General features: G+C 64.1%; 16 protein-coding genes and 1 tRNA gene. 9 read left to right on the top strand and 8 right to left on the bottom strand.

Annotation, left to right across the window (positions count from 1 at the left end; genetic code table 11):
• Positions 1 to 4,816 (bottom strand): DUF7507 domain-containing protein (locus GPJ75_RS05280; protein ID WP_163265819.1); only part of this gene is annotated, 4,816 nt, incomplete at its 3' end.
• Positions 4,817 to 5,169: 353 nt separating this feature from the next.
• Positions 5,170 to 5,319 carry a helix-turn-helix domain-containing protein gene (locus GPJ75_RS05275; RefSeq protein WP_281354749.1) on the bottom strand — a complete coding sequence of 50 codons (150 nt, stop codon included), beginning with the start codon at positions 5,317 to 5,319 and terminating at the stop codon, positions 5,170 to 5,172.
• 336 nt (positions 5,320 to 5,655) lie between these two features.
• Between GPJ75_RS05275 and GPJ75_RS05270 the strand changes: the two genes are divergently transcribed.
• The gene (locus tag GPJ75_RS05270; RefSeq protein ID WP_163265815.1) at positions 5,656 to 5,949 is read left to right on the top strand and encodes a hypothetical protein; all 294 of its coding nucleotides are present in this window, start codon (positions 5,656 to 5,658) and stop codon (positions 5,947 to 5,949) included.
• 55 nt (positions 5,950 to 6,004) lie between these two features.
• On the opposite strand, the gene GPJ75_RS05265 is transcribed toward GPJ75_RS05270, so the two are convergent.
• Together GPJ75_RS05265 and GPJ75_RS05260 are read right to left on the bottom strand one after the other, a co-directional pair.
• Complete coding sequence (locus GPJ75_RS05265) at positions 6,005 to 9,934, bottom strand: autotransporter outer membrane beta-barrel domain-containing protein (RefSeq protein ID WP_163265813.1); 3,930 nt, start codon at positions 9,932 to 9,934, stop codon at positions 6,005 to 6,007.
• A 393-nt stretch (positions 9,935 to 10,327) separates the two neighbouring features.
• A tRNA-Leu gene (locus GPJ75_RS05260) sits at positions 10,328 to 10,412 on the bottom strand.
• Positions 10,413 to 10,587: 175 nt separating this feature from the next.
• Here GPJ75_RS05260 and GPJ75_RS05255 point away from each other — a divergent pair.
• Both GPJ75_RS05255 and GPJ75_RS05250 read left to right on the top strand, forming a co-directional pair.
• On the top strand, positions 10,588 to 11,169 hold the full coding sequence (locus tag GPJ75_RS05255; RefSeq protein ID WP_163265811.1) for a YqaA family protein: 582 nt from the start codon (positions 10,588 to 10,590) through the stop codon (positions 11,167 to 11,169).
• A 7-nt stretch (positions 11,170 to 11,176) separates the two neighbouring features.
• Entirely contained in the window at positions 11,177 to 11,680 is a 504-nt protein-coding gene (locus GPJ75_RS05250; protein ID WP_163265809.1) for a disulfide bond formation protein B, read from the top strand.
• A 61-nt stretch (positions 11,681 to 11,741) separates the two neighbouring features.
• Here the strand turns inward: GPJ75_RS05250 and GPJ75_RS05245 are convergent, their stop codons facing one another.
• Both GPJ75_RS05245 and GPJ75_RS05240 read right to left on the bottom strand, forming a co-directional pair.
• The gene (locus GPJ75_RS05245) at positions 11,742 to 12,299 is read right to left on the bottom strand and encodes an HNH endonuclease (protein WP_163265807.1); all 558 of its coding nucleotides are present in this window, start codon (positions 12,297 to 12,299) and stop codon (positions 11,742 to 11,744) included.
• Positions 12,300 to 12,428: 129 nt separating this feature from the next.
• Positions 12,429 to 13,073 carry a DNA-3-methyladenine glycosylase family protein gene (locus GPJ75_RS05240; RefSeq protein ID WP_163265805.1) on the bottom strand — a complete coding sequence of 215 codons (645 nt, stop codon included), beginning with the start codon at positions 13,071 to 13,073 and terminating at the stop codon, positions 12,429 to 12,431.
• 79 nt (positions 13,074 to 13,152) lie between these two features.
• Between GPJ75_RS05240 and gluQRS the strand changes: the two genes are divergently transcribed.
• Complete coding sequence (gene gluQRS / locus GPJ75_RS05235; protein WP_163265803.1) at positions 13,153 to 14,037, top strand: tRNA glutamyl-Q(34) synthetase GluQRS; 885 nt, start codon at positions 13,153 to 13,155, stop codon at positions 14,035 to 14,037.
• 4 nt (positions 14,038 to 14,041) lie between these two features.
• On the opposite strand, the gene GPJ75_RS05230 is transcribed toward gluQRS, so the two are convergent.
• Positions 14,042 to 14,332 carry a hypothetical protein gene (locus GPJ75_RS05230; protein ID WP_163265801.1) on the bottom strand — a complete coding sequence of 97 codons (291 nt, stop codon included), beginning with the start codon at positions 14,330 to 14,332 and terminating at the stop codon, positions 14,042 to 14,044.
• 134 nt (positions 14,333 to 14,466) lie between these two features.
• Between GPJ75_RS05230 and GPJ75_RS05225 the strand changes: the two genes are divergently transcribed.
• The gene (locus tag GPJ75_RS05225) at positions 14,467 to 15,354 is read left to right on the top strand and encodes a DMT family transporter (RefSeq protein ID WP_163265799.1); all 888 of its coding nucleotides are present in this window, start codon (positions 14,467 to 14,469) and stop codon (positions 15,352 to 15,354) included.
• Here the strand turns inward: GPJ75_RS05225 and GPJ75_RS05220 are convergent.
• Complete coding sequence (locus tag GPJ75_RS05220; RefSeq protein ID WP_163265884.1) at positions 15,324 to 16,175, bottom strand: YihY/virulence factor BrkB family protein; 852 nt, start codon at positions 16,173 to 16,175, stop codon at positions 15,324 to 15,326. The two genes, GPJ75_RS05225 and GPJ75_RS05220, sit on opposite strands and share 31 nt — an antisense overlap.
• Positions 16,176 to 16,351: 176 nt before the next feature.
• On the opposite strand from GPJ75_RS05220, the gene GPJ75_RS05215 reads away from it, so the two are divergent.
• Genes GPJ75_RS05215 through GPJ75_RS05200 form a run of 4 tightly spaced genes read left to right on the top strand, consistent with a single transcriptional unit; the run spans position 16,352 to position 18,743 of the window.
• Positions 16,352 to 17,185 (top strand): SDR family oxidoreductase, encoded by an 834-nt coding sequence (locus GPJ75_RS05215; protein WP_163265797.1) that lies wholly within the window; start codon positions 16,352 to 16,354, stop codon positions 17,183 to 17,185.
• Between the two features lie 28 nt (positions 17,186 to 17,213).
• Complete coding sequence (locus GPJ75_RS05210; RefSeq protein WP_159586061.1) at positions 17,214 to 17,411, top strand: twin transmembrane helix small protein; 198 nt, start codon at positions 17,214 to 17,216, stop codon at positions 17,409 to 17,411.
• A gap of 3 nt (positions 17,412 to 17,414) precedes the next feature.
• Positions 17,415 to 17,996 carry a cob(I)yrinic acid a,c-diamide adenosyltransferase gene (locus GPJ75_RS05205; protein WP_163265795.1) on the top strand — a complete coding sequence of 194 codons (582 nt, stop codon included), beginning with the start codon at positions 17,415 to 17,417 and terminating at the stop codon, positions 17,994 to 17,996.
• Between the two features lie 33 nt (positions 17,997 to 18,029).
• Positions 18,030 to 18,743, top strand: a complete 714-nt coding sequence (locus tag GPJ75_RS05200; protein ID WP_163265793.1) for a rhomboid family intramembrane serine protease — start codon at positions 18,030 to 18,032, stop codon at positions 18,741 to 18,743.
• Positions 18,744 to 18,867 lie beyond the last annotated feature (124 nt).

Raw genomic sequence — 18,867 nt, 5'->3', positions numbered from 1 at the left:
CCAGGATCTCCACGACCGCCCGCGCCTCCGGCGCCAACACGGTCCCGCTCGCGTCCGTCGCCTTGGCCCGGTTCACATGCTCGCCAGGGCCCGCCGAGCTCAAGGCCAGCATCCGCAGACGGATCTCCACTTCGGCGTTCGGACCCAGGGCGATGTCCTCGAAAATCACCCGCAGGCCGTTGACGACCGGCGTTGCCGCCACTCCGTCGACAGTCGCCGAGCCCTCCACATAGCGGAAGCCCGATGGGAGAGTATCCGTTACGGTTATGGACCCGACATCGCGGTTGGCGTGGTTGGTGATCCGGATCGTGAACGGGGCTCTCTCGCCACGCCGGATTTGGCGCAGTCCGGCAATCTTGGCGACGCTCACATCCGAGGCCACGGCTACCGGCGTGGTGATGGTGGACGTTGACGGGTCGGACGAAACTTCGCCACCGTTTGCCTCTCCCCGGGCCGTCGCCGAATTCTCGACGCTGTCGGTGATCCCCGCGGCATTGTCGATGTCGCCTTGGGAGAGGACATAGGTCGCCGTGAAGGTCTGCGAGGCACCGGGGGCAAGCGTCACCGCCGACGGCTGGAATTGAGACAGCGTGTTGGTGCCGGGCCTGCCGTTGAATGTCGGCCCGGCGTCCACCGGCCAGACATTCGTGACGGTCTGTCCGCCATCATTGGTCACCTTGACCGTATAGGTCAGCGTGTCGCCGATGCTCGCGTGACCGTCACCATCGACATCGTTGAAGGCGCCGGTCTTTTCGGCCAGAAGGCTGGCCGGCAGCGGCGGGATCGTCACCGTGTCCGGCGGGCTCTCCCTGGTGGTGCCGGTGGGGCCGGTAGCGGTGGCCGTGGCCGTGTTGACGACCGAGCCGTTGTCGATGTCGGCCTGCGTCGGAGTATAGGCCGCCGTGAAGGTGAAGGAGGCGCCGGGAGCCAGCGTCTGCGGGTCCTGATCCACCGGCGCCAGCGGATCGTTCACCGTCACATCGGTCAGTGTCACGTTGCCGATGTTGGTGACGAGGAACGAGTAGCTGATCGTCTCGCCGAAATCGATTAGCCCGTTGCCGTTGGTGTCGTTCAGCGTGCCCGTCTTCTCGATGGTCATGCCGGAGGCCTGGTCCGGCGGCACCGTCACCGTATCGGGCGGGCTTTCAGTCGTGTTGCCGCTGGGATCGGTGCCAGTGCCGGTCGCGGTGTTCTCCACCGAGCCGTTGTCGATGTCGGCCTGCGTCGGCGTATAGGTCGCCGTGAAGGTGAAGGAGGTGCCGGGAGCCAGCGTCTGCGGGTCCTGGTCGATCGTCACCAGCGGATCGTTCACCGTCACGTCGGTCATCGTGACGTTGCCGGTGTTGGTGACCAGGAAGGAATAGCCGATCGTCTCGCCCGGATCGAGCAGGCCGTCGCCGTCGAGATCGTTGAGCGCGCCCGTCTTCTCGATGGTCATGCCCGGCGTCTGATCCGGCGGCACCGTCACCGTGTCCGGTGGGCTTTCGGTGGTGCCGCCATTCGGGTCCGTGCCCGTACCGGTCGCCGTGTTCTCCACCGAGCCGTTGTCGATGTCGGCCTGCGTCGGGGTATAGGTGGCGGTGAAGGTGAAGCTGCCGCCCGGCGCCAGCGTCTGCGGCCCCTGGTCGACGGCGACCAGTGGGTCGTTCACCGTGACGTCGGTCAGCGTGACATTGCCGGTGTTGCGGACGAGGAAGGAATAGCCGATCGTCTCGCCCGGATCGAGCAGGCCGTCGCCGTCGAGGTCGTTCAGCGTGCCGGTCTTGACAATGGTCATGCCCGGGGTCTGGTCCGGCGGCACCGTCACCGTGTCCGGCGGGCTTTCGGTGGTGCCGCCATTCGGGTCCGTGCCGGTCCCGCTCGCCGTGTTGGTGACCGAGCCGTTGTCGATGTCGGCCTGCGTCGGGGTATAGGTGGCGGTGAAGGTGAAGCTCTCACCCGGTGCCAAGGTCTGTGGGCCCTGGTCGACGGTGACCATCGGGTCGTTCACCGTGACGTTCGCCTGCGTCACCGTGCCGGTGTTGGTGACGAGGAACGAGAAGCTGATCGTCTCGCCCGGATCGAGCAGATCGTCGCCGTCGAGATCATTGAGCGTGCCCGCCTTCTCGATGGTCAGCGCGGGCGCCTGGTCCGGCGGTACCGTCGCGCTGTCCGGCGGGCTTTCATAGGTGTTGCCGCCAGGGTCGGTGCCGGTGCCACTCGCGGTGTTCTCCACCGAGCCGTTGTCGATGTCGGCTTGCGTCGGCGTGTAGGTGGCGGTGAAGGTGAAGCTGCCGCCCGGCGCCAGCGTCTGGGGATCCTGGTCGACCGTGACCAGGGGATCGTTCACGGTGACGTCGGTCAACGCCACGTTGCCGGTGTTGGTGACGAGGAACGAGTAGTTGATCGTCTCACCGAGATCGATGAGCCAGTCGCCGTCGAGATCGTTCAGCGTGCCGGTCTTCTCGATGGTCATGGCAGGATTGGCCCGCTCATTGGTGTCGGTCGACGTGTTCGTGCTCGTATCGGGGTCGGGCACGTCCGACGGATTGGTGACCGTGGCGATGTTGACCAGATCGACGGCGAAATCATCGGGTACCGTCATGGTCAGCGTGTAGGTGACCGACGCGCCGGCAGGCAGGTTGACCTGGTCCGAGATCCCCCCCGTACCGCTCGCCGCCCCGCAGATGCCGCCGTTCGTCGGGCTGCCGCAAGTCCAGCTCGCCTGCGTAATGCCGGCGGGCAGCGGGTCGCTCACCTGCGCGTTCTGGATGCCGAAGGGGCCGTCGTTGCTGACGACGATCGTGTAGACCACGTCTGTGCCGGGCGTGTAGGTGTCGCTGCCGTCGGTCTTGGTGATCTGCGTATCGGCCGGGAGCGTGACTGCGGTCGTCGGGCATTTGGCGCCGTCACCGGTACCAAGCGGCGCATCGGAGATCAGCGTCGCCACACCCGTCGTGACGTCGAACCGGTAGAACCCTCCGTTACTATTGGCACGGCCGAAAACGCCGTTGCTGGCGCTGATCAGTCCTCCGAAGGCGTCGCCGACAATGCCCGAAGCCCCGATGATGTTCACAACGCCCGTGCTGGGATCAACCGAGTAGAAATTGCCGTCGGTGTGGTCATGGGAATAAATAAGGCCGTTGTGCCACGCAAGGTCCGAGGAAGGGATTGCCTGGCTGAGCATGATCACGGTCGCCGTTCGGGTGCTCAGATCGACCCGCCACATCCTGTCTAGCGGAGCGGCCACGTTGCTCTTGAGGTAAAAATAACCGTCCGCGCCGACCACGGCCGAGGCGATGCCCGGCCCGAAATTGATCCCACCCCCAACGATGGGACCTTGATCGCTGACGGAGCCGTCGCTGCCGATGCGCAGCAGGCGATACCTGCTGGTGGCGGTGTCCCACCGTGTGGCGTAGATATAGTTGCTGACAAGGTCATACCCCATGGCGTTATAGAAGGGCGGGTATGGCGAGCCGATGGGAGGAAAGGCGAACGGGTTGGTGCTGGTATCGACGCTGACGAGTTGCGACCCCGCACCGACATCCACTCCGAGATACATGGTCGCGGTGCACGTGAAGTTCTGTTGAGTGCCAAACGTGACCGAGCTGCTGCCGGGCGGGTTTATCCCGACAGAAGACGTGATGTTCGACGCGTCGTTGGTATAGGTCCCGGCGGAAGTCGCGGTAACGGGTACGGTGGCCGTACAGGACGCCATTCCGGCGGTAAGATCTCCCGAGACGTCTATGGTCGATCCACCGGCGGGCGCTGTAACGACACCCGAAGGGCAAGTTGTGCTTATCTCGTCCGACGCCACCGTTAGGCCCGCCGGGAGAGCATCGGTGAACGACCACCCGTTCTTTGCACCCAACTCGCTCGTGTTGGTGATGGTGAACGTCAGGGTCGTTGCCGCTCCGACCGCCAGATTGGTCGGGGCGAATTCCTTGTCCAATTGCGGCGTAGCATCGAGGATGCTGATATTGTCGAAAGCGTGGTCGTTGCCTCCGCCACTACCGTTGTTGTTGACCATGCGCACACCGACCGAGGCGCCGCTGATCAGCACGGCGCCGTTCGATGAGTAGGTGCCGGTGTTGGCTGTTACGGCGCCTTGGACGCCTAATGCGGGAACGTTAACGGTCGTCGAACTCGTACAAGCATTGATCTGCGACCCGGCCGGGATAGCGGTGTTCGCATCGTCCACCAGCGAGAACTGCAACAACGGCGCGGACACGCCGCAGTTGATGGCAGCGACATCGACGCTGAACGAAACAAACCGATTGTCGGCCGGGAACGCGATGTTCGTCGCCGTCTCGAACTCCACGAGACCAGCGCCCGGAGAGTTCGAGGTATAGGCGGAGACGGCATAATTGTCCCGCGCGGCCGCCTCGCTCTGGCCGCCATAGAGACCGAGCGCCCAGGAGAGCTGCTGTGCCCTGTTCCAGAACTGTTCGCCAAACGCCGTACCATTGGCGCAGTCGGTAACCGGCTCGGCGGCGGTCGTCGACTGGTTCGCGGATGCGATCCAGCCGTTGCAACCGGTCAGCCAGTTCGGATGGGCGGTGTATGTCTGTCCCGTGATGCCCGTATAGGCGTCGAGCTGGACGATCGGGTCCGGCCCCGGTCGGTTCTGGAGATTTTCCGTGTAGATGGTGATTGGGGCCTGCGGCACGCCTGGCGTGCCCGGGTCCGCCACGGCGCTCGCCGTGAACGCTGAGATTGCGGTCAGCGTCAATGTTGCCAGAGAAAAAAACTGCGTCGTGGCGAGCTTCGCTGCGGCACCTGCGGATGTCATGACAACACGACGCGCGACGGCAGCGTTGAAAAACGACTTTTGCATGGACGCCCCTCGTATGCGAACAATCCAGGCGCGAGTCGTCTCTCCTTTGCGCAGTCAATTCTGCGCTGCCCAAGCATCGCGATGGATTCCCCTCAGAATCCAACGCACAGCATCAATGCTTTGGCAGAAGCTGCCCGACCCGGACAATTCCGATACTGTCAGGAGGGCATAGTTTTTGAGGGCGGTATTTCAGGGAATTTGGGTTTTTTCAGAAAACGCCGAAAATAGTTATACATACATATGCAATGTTGCAGATCGGACACAAAGCCCCGTGGAACTCGCCATTTCTCTCGGAGAAATAGTAAACGAGAGCGGTATACCGCTTCGGAAGATTCTTATAAAGCTTGAAAAGACTATCGCTGCTTTCGCATCCTTGCTGGCGTGATTCGCTTATGGCTCCGCATGGCGGAGGTCAGGTGGCGCTGGCTGGAAAAGCCGCTTAGATAGGCCACCTCGGCGGTGGTCATGTCCGTTTCGAGGAGCAGCTTCTCGGCAAGGGCCAGGCGCCGGTTGATCCGTCATGCATTCCCAGCCGCCACCCCCGAATCAACGTTTCTCGTATAGCTTCGGGCATTTGGATGACGATCACAATGCGAGCGGTCGGATCACATTTAACAACGCCTTAAAACGCGGCTCCGAAAGCCGGCGTTCCCGGGCATCTGCTCGTGTTTCCGCGTCCGGCGGCCTACCTCTTTTGTATAAGGCGCCGAGGGATTGCAGCCACGCTATACAGGCTTCAAACATGGCCGCCTTGTTCTCGTCCCGTTCGAGGCGCAGACCATTTCGCACGCAAAATGGCCATTGTCGCAGGCAAAAGCTGCTCTATTTGTTGCACATCTATGGCGAACAGATACGAAAAACGTCTCGAAGACGAAGATCTGTGGGAGGTCTATGAGATCAGGACCGGCCGCGTCGTCATGATCGCAGGCCAGCCCTATGACGGGATGGCCGAGCACGAAGCCGACGAAATCATTCAACTCCTCGAGACGGGTGAGGTCACGGCTGACGACGAATGGAGTGTTCTCCTGCCCCCGAAAAGCCAGCAAGCCGACCCCTTTCCATTGCCGATTAAGCGGCAGGCCGATCTGCCGGACGACGAGGCGACCACCAGGCGCGCCCGCCGCAAGGGTTAGGACGCCATCCGATGCGGAAGCCGGCGAGCGCCCCCAGAGCGCCCGCCGGGCTCCATTACCACCTTATCTTGAAGCCCACCGTGCCGCTCAGGACATGGCTGTCTCCGAAGTCCCGGAGGCTGGTTTTCGCCTGTGCTTCGCCATAAAGGGCGTACTTATTGTCGGCGAAACTGAGCGAGCCGCCGACCGCCACTCCGCCCCACAGCGCCTGATTCCTGCTTGAGAAGCCGGTTCCCGCAACGTCCACCCGGCTCTCCTCGGCAAAGTCGTGGGTGAGATTGGCGATGCCGTAGAAATGCGCCCGGCTCTTCCGCCCGGCCCGGTCCTCCCAGCCGCTCTCATGGTCCACCGAGAGGCTCAGGCGCCCCAGGACACTCTCACTTCGGTCCAGGGACACGTGGGCGCCGAACGGATCGACAAAATCGTCGAAATCGACAGAAGAGTAGACGAGTTGGGCTTGCGGGGTGAGCGACCAGCCTCGACTGAGCGCGATGCGCTTGCCGCCCTCAAGCCCAACGGCGTAACCGAAACCTTTGTTGCCGCTGGCCAGGGTGCGACGGGCTGTACTGGAGTGGATGTCGCTGTCGTACCAGGTGACCTCCGCCACCCCATCCAGATAGAAGCCGTCTTCCCCATACCAGGTGAGGGTGCCGCCCACGCCATAGCCCGCGGTCTTTATGGTGCCGCTGCCGTACAAGGAAGCGACATCGGCCGAAATCGAGCCGTAGTGGACGGTGATCCCGCCGATGAGCACGCCCTGGTCTCGCTCGACCAGCGGAATGTCAACCCCGGCCTGCAGCTTCACGGTTGACAGATCATAATCGGTACCGCTCGTGGAAAAAGCCGGCTCGTAGTTGGCGTGAGAGGCCTGAACCCGCGCCCAGGTCCCGTTCCCTTCGATCAGGCGATCAGCCTTCGTGCCGTTTTGAGCCGCCCCCGCACCTGCCCATGAGCGGTTGCCGACGCGCTGCTGACGCGTGCCTGGCGTGTTGAGCGCCTGCAACGTACCGGCATAGGCCTCATAGAGGGGCACGCCGGCCTGATAGCGGGGTTCGGGTTCAGGTTCTGGTTCGGGTTGTGGCTCTGGCTCGGGCTCGGGCTCCGGCTCAGGTTCCGGTTCTGGTTCCGGCTCGGGCTCCGGTTCTGGTTCCGGCTCCGGCTCCGGTTCTGGTTCCGGCTCCGGTTCAGGTTCAGGTTCTGGCTCCGGCTCGGGTTCAGGCTCTGGCTCTGGTTCTGGTTCTGGTTCTGGTTCGGGCTCTGGCTCGACCAGGCTCGACCGAAGATACCAGTCGCCGTCGGTGGGTGAGCTGACGCCGTGCTGATGAAGCATATAGAGATACGCCCCGCCGACGACGGCTTGCTGCCCTTCGAACTCGTAATCGCCGAGAAGGCTGAAAATGCCGTTGGACGCACCGTCGACATCGACGATCTTGATACCCTCCACCGTCGGCGCGCCCGTGCCGCCGAGATTGATAACCTGGACATCGGTGCTGCCCGAAGTATCGCCGGTCACCACAAGCAGGTCGCTCGGGGAATCGTCGCCACCCAGGGTGACTTCGATCTCCAGGATGTCGCCATCGCCGATATAGTCGCCATCCACGGTGAGCGTGCCGATCAGGTTTCCGGGGGCTATTGTGCCGCCGGTAAGGCCGGTGGTGTCACAGACGGTGCCCGTACCCTGCAGCCGACCACCGGAAGCCACCACGAGTGCGCCGCAGAGACTGCCGTCCACCTGCAGCGTGCCCTCCTCCACCCGCGTGGCACCATCGAAGGCCGAGCTGTCCGCGGTAAGGATCGTCTTTCCCATGCCGATCTGCCTGACGGCACCGCTGCCCGAGATCACGCCTTCGAAGGTGATGCTGTCGGAGCGGTTGAAGGCAAGCGTGCCTTCATTCGCCACATCGCCGACAATCGAGCCCGACGTTCCGCCATCGCCGAGCTGCAGCGTGCCGGCGGCGATGGTGGTGCCCCCGGTGTAGGTGCTTTCACCGGTGAGGATCGTGGTCCCTTCGCCGATCTGCTCCATCGTGCCGCTACCGGAAATCACACCGCCGAAAGTCATGCTGTCGGAGCGGTTGAAGGCAAGCGTGCCTTCATTCGCCACATCGCCGACAATCGAGCCCAACGTTCCGCCGTCGCCAAGCTGCAGCGTGCCGGCGGCGATCGTAGTGCCCCCGGTATAGGTGTTTTCACCGGTGAGGATCGTGGTTCCTTCGCCGATCTGCTCCACCGTCCCCGTGCCGGAAATCACACCGCTGAAGGACACATTGTCGGAGCGGTTGAAGGCAAGCGTGCCTTCATTTGCCACGTCGCCCACAATCGAACCTGCCGTGCCGCCATCGCCGAGCTGCAGAATGCCCGCCGAAATCGTCGTGCCGCCGGTATAGTTGTTTTCGCCGACCAGCAACAGTGTGCCGGCGCCGAGCTTCTCCAGCGGGCCGCCGCCGCTTAGGCTCTGGTCGAGGGTGAACACGTGATCCGGATCGGCGATGTCGAAGCCGCCTCCCGCGGCGCCCCAGGTGATCGCGCGGGTTGTCGCCGCGAAATCCGTTCCCGTCACCTGCAGGATGCCGCCGTCGAAGGTGAGCCCGCCGGCCGCGCCGCCCAGGTTCGTGTTGCTCGACACGGACAGGATGCCGCCGAGCAGTTGCCAGGGGGTGACGACGTTGGTTGTTCCCGACAGTGTCCAGGTACTGTCGCCGGTCTTCTGGTAGTGCTCGAAGCGGTTGTATTGGCTCAGCGGGTTTGGGAAGGTGCCGCCGATGTCTCCAGCATTGAAGCTGTCGTCCGTATCGCCGCCCAATCTGAGAGTGTCGCTGCCGCTCAAGGCATAAACGCGGCCGAGGATCGTTGATCCGCCGTGCAGCTCGAGCACATTGGCTGCCCCCCCAAGATTGATGGCAACCGGGTTCGCCGCTCCGGTTCCGGTGGAGATTGTGCCCTTGTTGATAATCGTCAGGTCGGTGCCGTATACACCCGCGCCGGAGCCGCCAGTGCCGCTAACACCGCCGCGGATGGTGTCGTTATTGATGATCGTGCTGTTCGTTGCCATGATGCCGGCGCCGCCTGCGCTGCCGCCAGTATCGCTTGTACCGCCCCCGACGCGTCCGTCCGCCCCGAGAATATCTCCGTCATTGGTGATTGTTGCGTCGGTGAGTTGCAGCCCGTCTCCACCAGCGCCGTGGGCTGAACCACCCGCATTGGCGCCGAAACCACCCAAGCCGCCGATGATGGTGCCGCTGTTGACGTGACTGCCGCCGGTGAGCGAGGCGCCGACACCGCCTCGGCCGGCAAAGAGATTGTCTCCTCCCCCCGCCGGTATGTTGCTGACGCTGCCACCGAGCCCGCCGGTGATCGTGCCCTGGTTGTTAAGCGAGCCGCCGGACATGGCAAGCCCCACCCCGCCGGTGGCCACCGCTACACCGAGGGTGGGACTGCTTGTGTTTTCGACGTCGATATCGCCGCTGGCGCCTCCGACGATCGCGCCGCGGTTGACGAGGTCCGAATCGGTAAGCGACATGCCGACCCCGCCGGCACCGGAAATCGTATCGAGGCCAGTGTTCCCCCCGCCCGTTCCGCCGGTCACGGTCCCGCCATTGTCGACCGAGCCATTCGTCATCGAAAGACCGATGCCGCCGGCATCGGTGCTGGTTGTACTATCGACGTTGCCCCCCTGGAATGCGCCGCCGATGATGAGCGGGCCGCCCAGGGACGACAGGCTTGCACCGTCGGCACCGCCCAGGGAGTCGGCCACCTTGAGTGTGAAGCTTCCGCTATCGATCGTCACCGGGTTGGCAAACGCCGGGAAAGGCGTTGGATCGGAAACCACGATGTCGTTCAGGAGCGTGATCGTGTCGGCTGCATCGACATTCGCGTTGGCTGCGGCAATCGCGGCACGCAGCTGCGCCTCGTTCGAGACGGAGTAGTCTGCCGCGTGCGCCTGCATCGGTGCCGCAGCGGAAGCCGCCACGATTGCACAGGCCACGCCCGAACGACTCAAGGGCCACAGCGCCAGCGCCGTTGAGTTCAGCAGAAGCCGTGAGTGCTTGGCAGGATTTTGCCCGACTTTCCCGCGGATCGGGACTTCAACGCCAGAACTTATACGGTTATTCGTAAAAGATAATAGAGAACCTAACGCCTCTTTGCACATCTTGACGCCTCTCAGGAAGAAAACTTACGCGTCTCCAGCCTGAGGTGCGGCTCCAGCTATCTTGAAATAAGGATATGGATTTATCCGCCGTTTTCCCCCGTCGGCATTTACGCTTGGGGATAACGGTAAATGGGAATGAACGGCGCTATGGTTCCGGTCTGCCCTCTCCGATTGGCGGCGCGGCCAACCGGGAAGCACGCGTATCCGAAGCGCGATGAGAGAGAAGCGTGGTGCCCCTGGCCGGACTCGAACCAGCACTCCTTGCGGAAACCGATTTTGAGTCGGTCGCGTCTACCAATTCCGCCACAGGGGCCAATACCCGATATGGGCAGGCGCGGACTATACGGTCAAGCACGGTCACGTCAACTGTTGGAATGGGTGTGGATGGATGCAGATGCCTCGATGTCTCCGTTTTGCCTGCGGCAGTTGGAGCGTTGCGCTGCTCCGCCCGGCTCGCTAGATAAGGCGGCGCTATCCAAGGATGCTCCATGCTTCGTAGACTTTACGACTTCACCATGTCGCTGGCGGCGACGCGGCATGCGGAAAAAGGGCTGGCCGGCGTTTCCTTCGTCGAAAGTTCGGTCTTTCCCATTCCGCCGGACGTGCTGCTCATTCCCATGGTGCTGGCGGAGCGGACGAAATGGCTGCGTTACGCCTTCATCTGCACGCTCGCCTCGGTGGCTGGTGCCCTGCTCGGCTATGCCATCGGCGCTTTCCTCTACGAGACCCTGGGTGAGCCGATCCTGCGTTTTTACGGCCAGGAAGATGCGTTTGAGCGCATCGCCGAATGGTATAACCGCTGGGGCGGCTGGGGCGTCCTCTTCGCCGCCGTCACGCCCTTTCCCTATAAGGTGCTGACCATCTTCTCCGGCGCCACGGGGCTGAACCTGCCAGTCTTCATCGCCGTCTCCATCGTCGGGCGCAGCCTGCGCTTCTTCCTCGTCTCCTGGCTGCTCTATCATTTCGGCCCGCCGATCCGTGTCTTCATCGAAAAGAATCTCGGCCTTCTTTTCACCCTGTTCATGGTTTTGCTCATCGGCGGCTTCGCGGCTGTGCGCTACGTCTTCTGAGGTTGACATGACCCTTACCGCCCCCACCGGCAGACTGCAGACGATCACCTCCGGCTTCCTGGCGCTTGCCATGGCCGCGACGGTGGGCACGGCGCTCGGCTTCGAGCATCTGGGCGGCTTCATTCCTTGCAAGCTGTGCCTGGAACAGCGCACGCCCTATTACATCGGCGTGCCCCTGATGCTGGTGGCCCTCATCTCGGCTACCATGCGCTGGCCGGCGCTCGTTACGCGCGGCCTGCTGCTGGCAGGCGGGCTCCTGATGTTGTGGGGGCTGGGACTAGGCGTCTACCACGCGGGCGTGGAATGGAGCTGGTGGCAAGGCCCGTCCGACTGCGGCGTGGTCGCGCCTTCCAGCGGCTCGGGCAGCTTGCTCGACCAGCTCAACGCCGTCGTCCCGCCCGCCTGCGATCAGGCGGCGGGGCGCTTCCTGGGCCTCTCTTTCGCCGGCTGGAACGTGGTGGCGAGCGCCATCCTGGCCGCGGTGGCCCTGCGCAGCGCCTTGAAGCGCTGAGCAATTCCAGGAAAAGTGGGAATCGGTTTTCCGTCCGGAATTGCGAACAAACAAAGCGCCCTTACGGCTCCAGCTCGACGTCCCAGTAGAGAAAGTCCATCCAGCTTTCGTGCAAATAATTGGGCGGGAAAAGCCGCCCATTGTTATGCAGATCGTGCACTGTCGGCCGGAACGGTTTTTGTTGCGGCCACATCTTCGCCCTTTCCGGCATCAACCCGCCCTTCTTCAGGTTGCAGGGCGAGCAGGCGGCGACCACGTTCTCCCACGAGGTGACGCCGCCGGAGCGGCGGGGCACCACGTGGTCGAAGGTGAGATCCTCCCTTGCCCCGCAATACTGGCACTGGAAGCGGTCGCGCAGGAACACGTTAAAGCGCGTGAAGGCGGGATAGCGCGACGGCTTCACATAGGTCTTGAGGCTGACGACACTGGGAATCTTCATGGAGAAGGAAGGCGAGGACACCGCGTGCTCGTATTCGGCGACGATATTCACCCGGTCGAGGAACACAGCCTTGATGGCGTCCTGCCACGACCATAGCGACAGGGGGTAGTAGCTGAGCGGGCGATAGTCCGCATTCAACACCAGAGCGGGCATGCCGTCCGGCGATACAGCGATCGTCACGTTCCCTGAACTCCTTCTCCAGGCAGATCGATCGGTGCGGATACTGTAAGCAGGTGATGACAGGAATGTGAAGCTGTTATTCGATGCCGCAATGCAGCAAATATGCGAAACCGCTGATTTTTCAGGACTTCATGCCGCCGGAGCTGCTTCCCGGCCCTTCATTTCGCGATAGTAGGCCCAGAAGAGCCGGGCCGCGACGGAGCGCCAGGGGCTCCATGATTCGGCCATCAGTGCGAGATTCTTGCCGTCCGGGCGCGAATCAAGCGCCAGCGCATGCGCCGCGGCGCTTTGCAGGGCGACGTCGCCCGCAGGGAAGATATCGGCGTGGCCAGCTGCCACCAGAAGGTAGACCTGGGCCGTCCACGGGCCGATGCCGGGAACCGCGGTCATGGCTGCGATCGCCTCGTCGGCGGGCAGCGCGCCGAGGCGTTCAAGGTCCAGAAGGCCGCTGGCAAGCGCGTTGGAGAGCGCCACCAGTGCCCGCTGCTTGGCGCGCGAGAGGCCAGCCTCCACGAGCGCCGGTTCGCCGGCGGAAAGGAGAAGCTCCGGCGTCAGCGGCGCTATGAGGTTGCATAGCCGGCCAAAAATGGCGTCGGCGCTGGCTCTTGAGACCTGCTGGGAGACGATGACCGAGGCAAGGCTGTGGAAGCCAGGCGGGCTGCGCCTCAAGGGAACGGTGCCCGCCGCCCCGCGCACCGCGCCCAGCCTGCGGTCGGCGGCGACCAGTGCATCGAGCCCGCGGGCGATGTCCTCCGGCGTTTCGATGCGCTGCATATCCTCGGTCCTTGCGGTTTTTCCGGGCGGAGCCTAGCAATGCCGGGATGGCCACCACAATCCGTTTCCTGCGCGGTTCATGACAACTCCTGTCTTCCGCTTCGCCCCGAGCCCCAACGGCGCCCTGCATCTGGGCCACGCCTATTCGGCCCTCCTGAACTTCGCCATGGCCCGCGAGGCGGGGGGCCGTTTCCTCCTGCGCATCGAGGACATCGACATCACCCGCTGCACCCCGGAGTTGGAAGAACAGATCTACCGCGACTTGGCCTGGCTGGGGCTCGAATGGAAGACGCCGGTGCGCCGCCAGTCAAAGCATTTCGACGACTACGCGGAGGCGCTGGAACGCCTTGTGGAGGCGGAGATCGTCTACCCCTCCTTCATGAGCCGGGGCGAGGCACGTGCCTATATCGCCGATGCGGAGGCGGACGGTGCGCCCTGGCCGCGTGATCCCGACGGGGCGCCGCACTTCCCGCCGGTCGACAGGAAGCGGCCGGCGGCCGAGCGGCGGCGGCGCATGGAGGGGGGAGAGCCCTTCGCCTGGCGGCTCGACATGAAGGCAGCCATGGCGCATTGGGGCAGGCCGCTTTTCTGGGAGGAGAGCGGCAGCGGGCCTTACGGCGAGACGGGCAGTGTGCCGGCGCGGCCGGAGGTCTGGGGCGATGTGGTGATCGCCCGCAAGGAGATGCCGGCGAGCTATCACCTGTCGGTGGTGGTCGACGATGCGTTGCAGGGCATCACCCACGTGGTGCGCGGGCGCGACCTCTTCCACGCGACGGCGGTTCATCGGCTGCTGCAGGAGTTGCTTGGCCTGCCGGTGCCTTTCTATCACCATCACGCGCTCATTCTCGACGAGGATGGGCGCAAGCTCTCCAAGAGTCACGGCGACACCGGGATCGCCGCCTTGCGCGCGGCCGGCGCCACGCCGGGGGATATCGCGCGGATGGTGGGGCTCGAGCGGGATTAGGAGCCTACAGAAGCCGGTTCAAGGCCAGCTTTGCCAGTACCAGCAGCAGGAAGAGTGCGAACGCACCCGCCACGCCGGCAAGCACGGCGTCCAGCAGGCTGCCGAAGCGGATGCCGTACATGTTCGCGCCCTGAATGGCGCCGAAGAAGCCGAGGACGACGATCGCCCCATTGCCGAGCACGCCGAAGCCGTCGTCGCGCAAAAGGGCATTGAGGCCGATGGAAAACAGGTAGGAAAGCAACGCCACCGTGACGATGGCGAAGATGAGCCAGCTCGCATCGAGCCTCATCAGCATGGCGCCCCGCCGGCCCTTTGGGCCAGCGCTCCCGAACTTCAGCACCATTGACAATAGGACGCAAAACTTTCGCTTTCCTTGCGGCACCGAAAAGCGCAGAGAACGCCCGTTCAACAACCTCCCCCGGATCATCCATGGCCGACGCCGCCAAAGCCATTCCCGCGCTTTTCGTCCTGCTCTGGGCCACTGGCTTCATCGGCGCGCGCTACGCCATGCCATGGGCCGAGCCCTTCACTTTCCTGTGGGTGCGCTTTGCGCTGAGCTTCGCGCTCCTGCTGCTGCTCGTGCCGGTGATGAAGGCGCGAAAGCTCGCCCCGCGCACGGCCTTCCACGCCGGCATCGCCGGCATGCTCATGCACGGCGTCTATCTGGGCGGGGTGTTCTGGGCCGTCCGCAACGGCCTGCCAGCGGGCCTGGCCGGCCTCATCGTCGGGCTGCAGCCGCTGCTGACGGCGGCGATGGCCGGGGCTTTTGCCGGCGAGACGGTGGACCGGCGGCTCTGGCTGGGGCTCGGCGTCGGGCTTGTGGGTGTCGCCATCGTGCTTTCGCCGAAGCTCGGAGAGGCCGCCGGCGGCGTCACGGCGGCGACGGTCGGCGCCGGGCTTGTCGCCGTCATCGCCATGAGCGCCGGCACCGTATGGCAGAAGCGCTTCGTCGCCAACGCCGATCTCGTCACGGCGACCCTGTGCCAGTATCTCGGCGGTTGGCTGATCGTCTTCCTCGCCTCGCTGCTGCTGGAAGACCAGCAATTCGTGCTCACGGGCGAGCTCTTGTTCGCCATGGCGTGGCTGGTGCTGGTGCTTTCGCTGGGCGCGATCCTCCTCTTGATGGTCTTGATCCGCAACGGGGCGGTGGCGCGCGTCGCCTCGCTCTTCTACCTCGTGCCGGCGGTCACGGCGGTGATGGCCTGGGCGCTGTTCGGAGAGACCCTGACGCCGCTGCAGATCGCCGGCATGGCCGTCACCACGCTTGGCGTGGCGCTTGCCACGGGTCAGTCGGCCACCGTCCGCCGCCCGCGGTAGCGCATGATGGCAGCGTTGATCTCGCCGCCCAGGATGAAGATCGCCGAGACGATGTAGAGGAAGACGACGGCGATCATGATAGAGGCAAGGCCTGCATAGGTGCTGGCATAGCTGTTGAAACGCGCGAGATAGGCCGCAAAAAGGCCGGAGCCGGCAATCCACCCGATGAGCGTGAAGACGATGCCGGGCATGATGTCCGTCAGCGTCCGCTTGCCCCCCGGGAGCCACAGATGGATGGAGGCCAGCGCCGCCACGAGCACCACCACCGCAATCACATAGCGCCACAGGTTGATCGTGCCGAGATAGGGCTCGATCCATTCCAGGTGCTGGGCCGCCAACTCGGCGGCCACGGGCGCGACCACCAGAAGCAGGCTGACCGTCAGGAAGCCCGCCGTGGCAATCAATACGAAACCAAGGCTCTGCACCCTGAGCCAAATGAAGGAGCGCTGTTCGTCGACGCGGTAGGCCCGGTTGAGCGAGAGCCTGAGCGCTTCGACGCCGTTCGAGGCGAAGAAGGCGGCGCCGGCAACGCCGAAGGTCAAAATACCGCCCCGCCGTACTTTCAGCACGTGTTCCACTTCCGCGCCGATCGGCCCGGCGACTTCCTCCGGCAGCGTCTCGAAGATGAGGTGCACCACCCTGTCGGCATAGATGCCCGCACCAAGGAAGCTTGCCAGCGCCACGGCAAAGATCATGAACGGAAACAGCGCCATGATGGCGCTTATCGCCAGGTGGCTGGCCATTGCCCAGCCGTCGTCGGAATTGAAATGACCGAAGGCGTCGCCCACGATTTGTCTGAGCGCTGTCAATCCATGCACGATGAGCCCTCGACCATTCCCGCTTTCCCTGATTTATCCCGCCTTGGCCAGACGGAGAGGAGCGCGCGAAGGGGCGCCGGTATTTCCAAGACGGCTAATTCCACCTGAACACTTCCCGCACTACCATGCGAACCAGTGTCCTTATAGGCAATCAACCACCACAGCGAAACAACACCCCGATGAACAAGAGCAAGACCATCCTTCTCACCGGCGCCTCTTCCGGTATCGGCGCTTATTGCGCCCGGGCGCTCAAGCGCGAGGGGTGGCGCGTCTTTGCCACGGCGCGCAAGGCGGAAGATCTGGCGGCGTTGCAAGACGCCGGCATCGAGGCCTTCTATCTCGACTATCGGGAGCCCGCCTCCATCGCCGCGCTGGCCGATGAGGTGCTTGCCCGCGCCGGCGGCGGGCTCGACGCGCTGTTCAACAACGGCGCCTACGCACAGGCAGGCGCGGTGGAGGACCTGCCGGTGGCGGCTTTGCGCGAGCAGTTCGAGGCGAACTTCTTCGGCTGGCACGACCTGACGCGCCGCATCGTGCCGGCAATGCGCGCCCAGGGGCACGGCCGCATCGTCCACTGCTCGTCGATCCTCGGCCTCGTGCCGGTCACCTATCGCGGCGCCTACGCGGCCTCCAAGCACGCGCTGGAGGGGCTGATGCTGTGCATGCGCGCCGAGCTTGAGGGCTCGGGCGTTCATGTCTCCCTCATCGAGCCTGGCCCGATCCGCTCGAAGATCGCCATCAACGGCCTTTACTGGTTCGAGCGCAACATCGATGTCGAGAACTCAGTCCACCGCGAAGCCTATCAGGCCCAGCTTCAGCGCCTGCGCGGCGGCGGCGGCAAATCGCGCCTGAAGCTCGGGCCGGAGGCCGTCCACAAGGTTTTGCGCCATGCGCTTCTTCACCCGCGCCCCCGGCCGCATTATGTCGTAACCTTGCCGGCGAAGATCGGTGCAACCCTGAAGCGGCTCATGCCCGCTTCGGCCCTTTACCGCATTCTCGCCACCCAGGGCTGAGCCAGCCCCGCAACAAAAGCAGGAGCCCATGTCCACCGCCTTCAACATCCTGATCGTCGTTGTCATGGTCGCGGTCGTCTTCGTGCTCGTCCGCGGCCTCATCAACATGATGCGCGGCGGCTCGGGAAATACCTCGAACAAGCTGATGCAAGCACGCGTGGCGCTCCAGTTCGTTGCCATCGTGCTGATCGTCCTGGCAATGTGGTACGCCCAGTCGCAGGGTTGAGCCATGGTGAAGCTGAACAAGATCTACACCCGCAAGGGCGACGACGGCACGACCGGCCTCGCGGCGGGCGGGCGCCGGCTTAAATGCGATCTGCGCGTGGCCGCATACGGCACGGTGGACGAGGCCAGTGCCTGCATCGGCATGGCGCGCATCCACACCGCGCAAGCGCATCCCGAGATCGACGCCATGCTGATGCGCGTGCAGAACGACCTGTTCGATCTCGGCGCCGACCTTGCTACGCCCGAGACCGGCAAAAAGCCCGCGCATGAGCCGCTGCGCATCGTCGCCGCGCAGGTGGAGCGCGTTGAGCGCGACATCGATGCGCTGAACGCCAACCTCTCGCCCCTCACCTCCTTCGTGCTGCCGGGCGGCACGCCGGCTTCCGCGGCACTGCATCTTGCCCGCACCGTCGCGCGGCGCGCAGAGAGGCTGATGGTGGAGTTGAGCCACACGCCGGGCGAGACGGTGAGCGTGGAAGCGATCGGCTACATAAACCGCGTCTCCGACCTTCTCTTCGTCGCCGCCCGTGCCGTCAATGACAACGGCGCGCGCGACGTGCTATGGGTGCCCGGGCAGAATCGCTGAAGAGAGCGGGCCGATCGGCCCGGGGCAAGGCCGATGTTCATACCGCTCCACGACGCCAACCGGCTGAGGCATATCGACCGCCAGTACGTCACGCTCGGCATCATCGCCCTCAACGTGCTCGCCTGGCTGACGACGACGGTCGGCGGTGCCGGTTTCGCGCAAGCGGCCGCCCTCGGCCTCGGCTACATCCCCTCCGTCGCCTACGATCTGGCGATGCTGCCGCCGGAGCTCGAGCTGGTGCCGGCACCGCTAACCTACGTCACCTATGCCTTCCTGCACGGCGACATCATGCATCTGGGCGGCAACATGCTGTTCCTGTGGGTGTTCGGCGACAATGTCGAGGATGCGCTGGGCCATTTCCGCTACCTCATCTTCTATCTTGCCTGCGCCATCGCGGGCGCGGCCCTTCACGGCATGGTGATGCCCGAGTCCCAGGCACCGCTTATCGGCGCCTCGGGCGCGGTGGCGGGCGTCATTGCCGCCTATCTGATACTGCACCCAAAGGTGAAGTTGTGGGTGCTCGCTTTTGCCCGTATTCCGCTGCGGGTACCGGCCTTCCTGGCGCTGGCATTGTGGATCGGCACGCAGTTCTTCATGTTCGTGGTCGACCGCGAGAACCAGGTTTCCTGGGCGGCCCATATTGGCGGCATCCTGGCCGGCGCCGTCCTCGTCATCGTCATGCGCCGGCGCGGCGTGCCGCTCCTCGACCGGCGTATCGTACCGCCGGACGCGGTGGAGCTCGAATAAGTGAGTCCGATTTTTCCGCCGCGCCGCGATCTCTTTCTCACTACCGACTACTCACCATTCCCTATTCGCCTCGTCCGTATTGACGTGTACGTCAGGCCTCACTACGGTTCGGCGGCTTCCGGCA

It is taken from the genome of Chelativorans alearensis, assembly GCF_010993735.1.
GTDB lineage: Bacteria > Pseudomonadota > Alphaproteobacteria > Rhizobiales > Rhizobiaceae > Chelativorans > Chelativorans alearense.
This window is presented reverse-complemented; position numbering and strand designations above follow the sequence as displayed.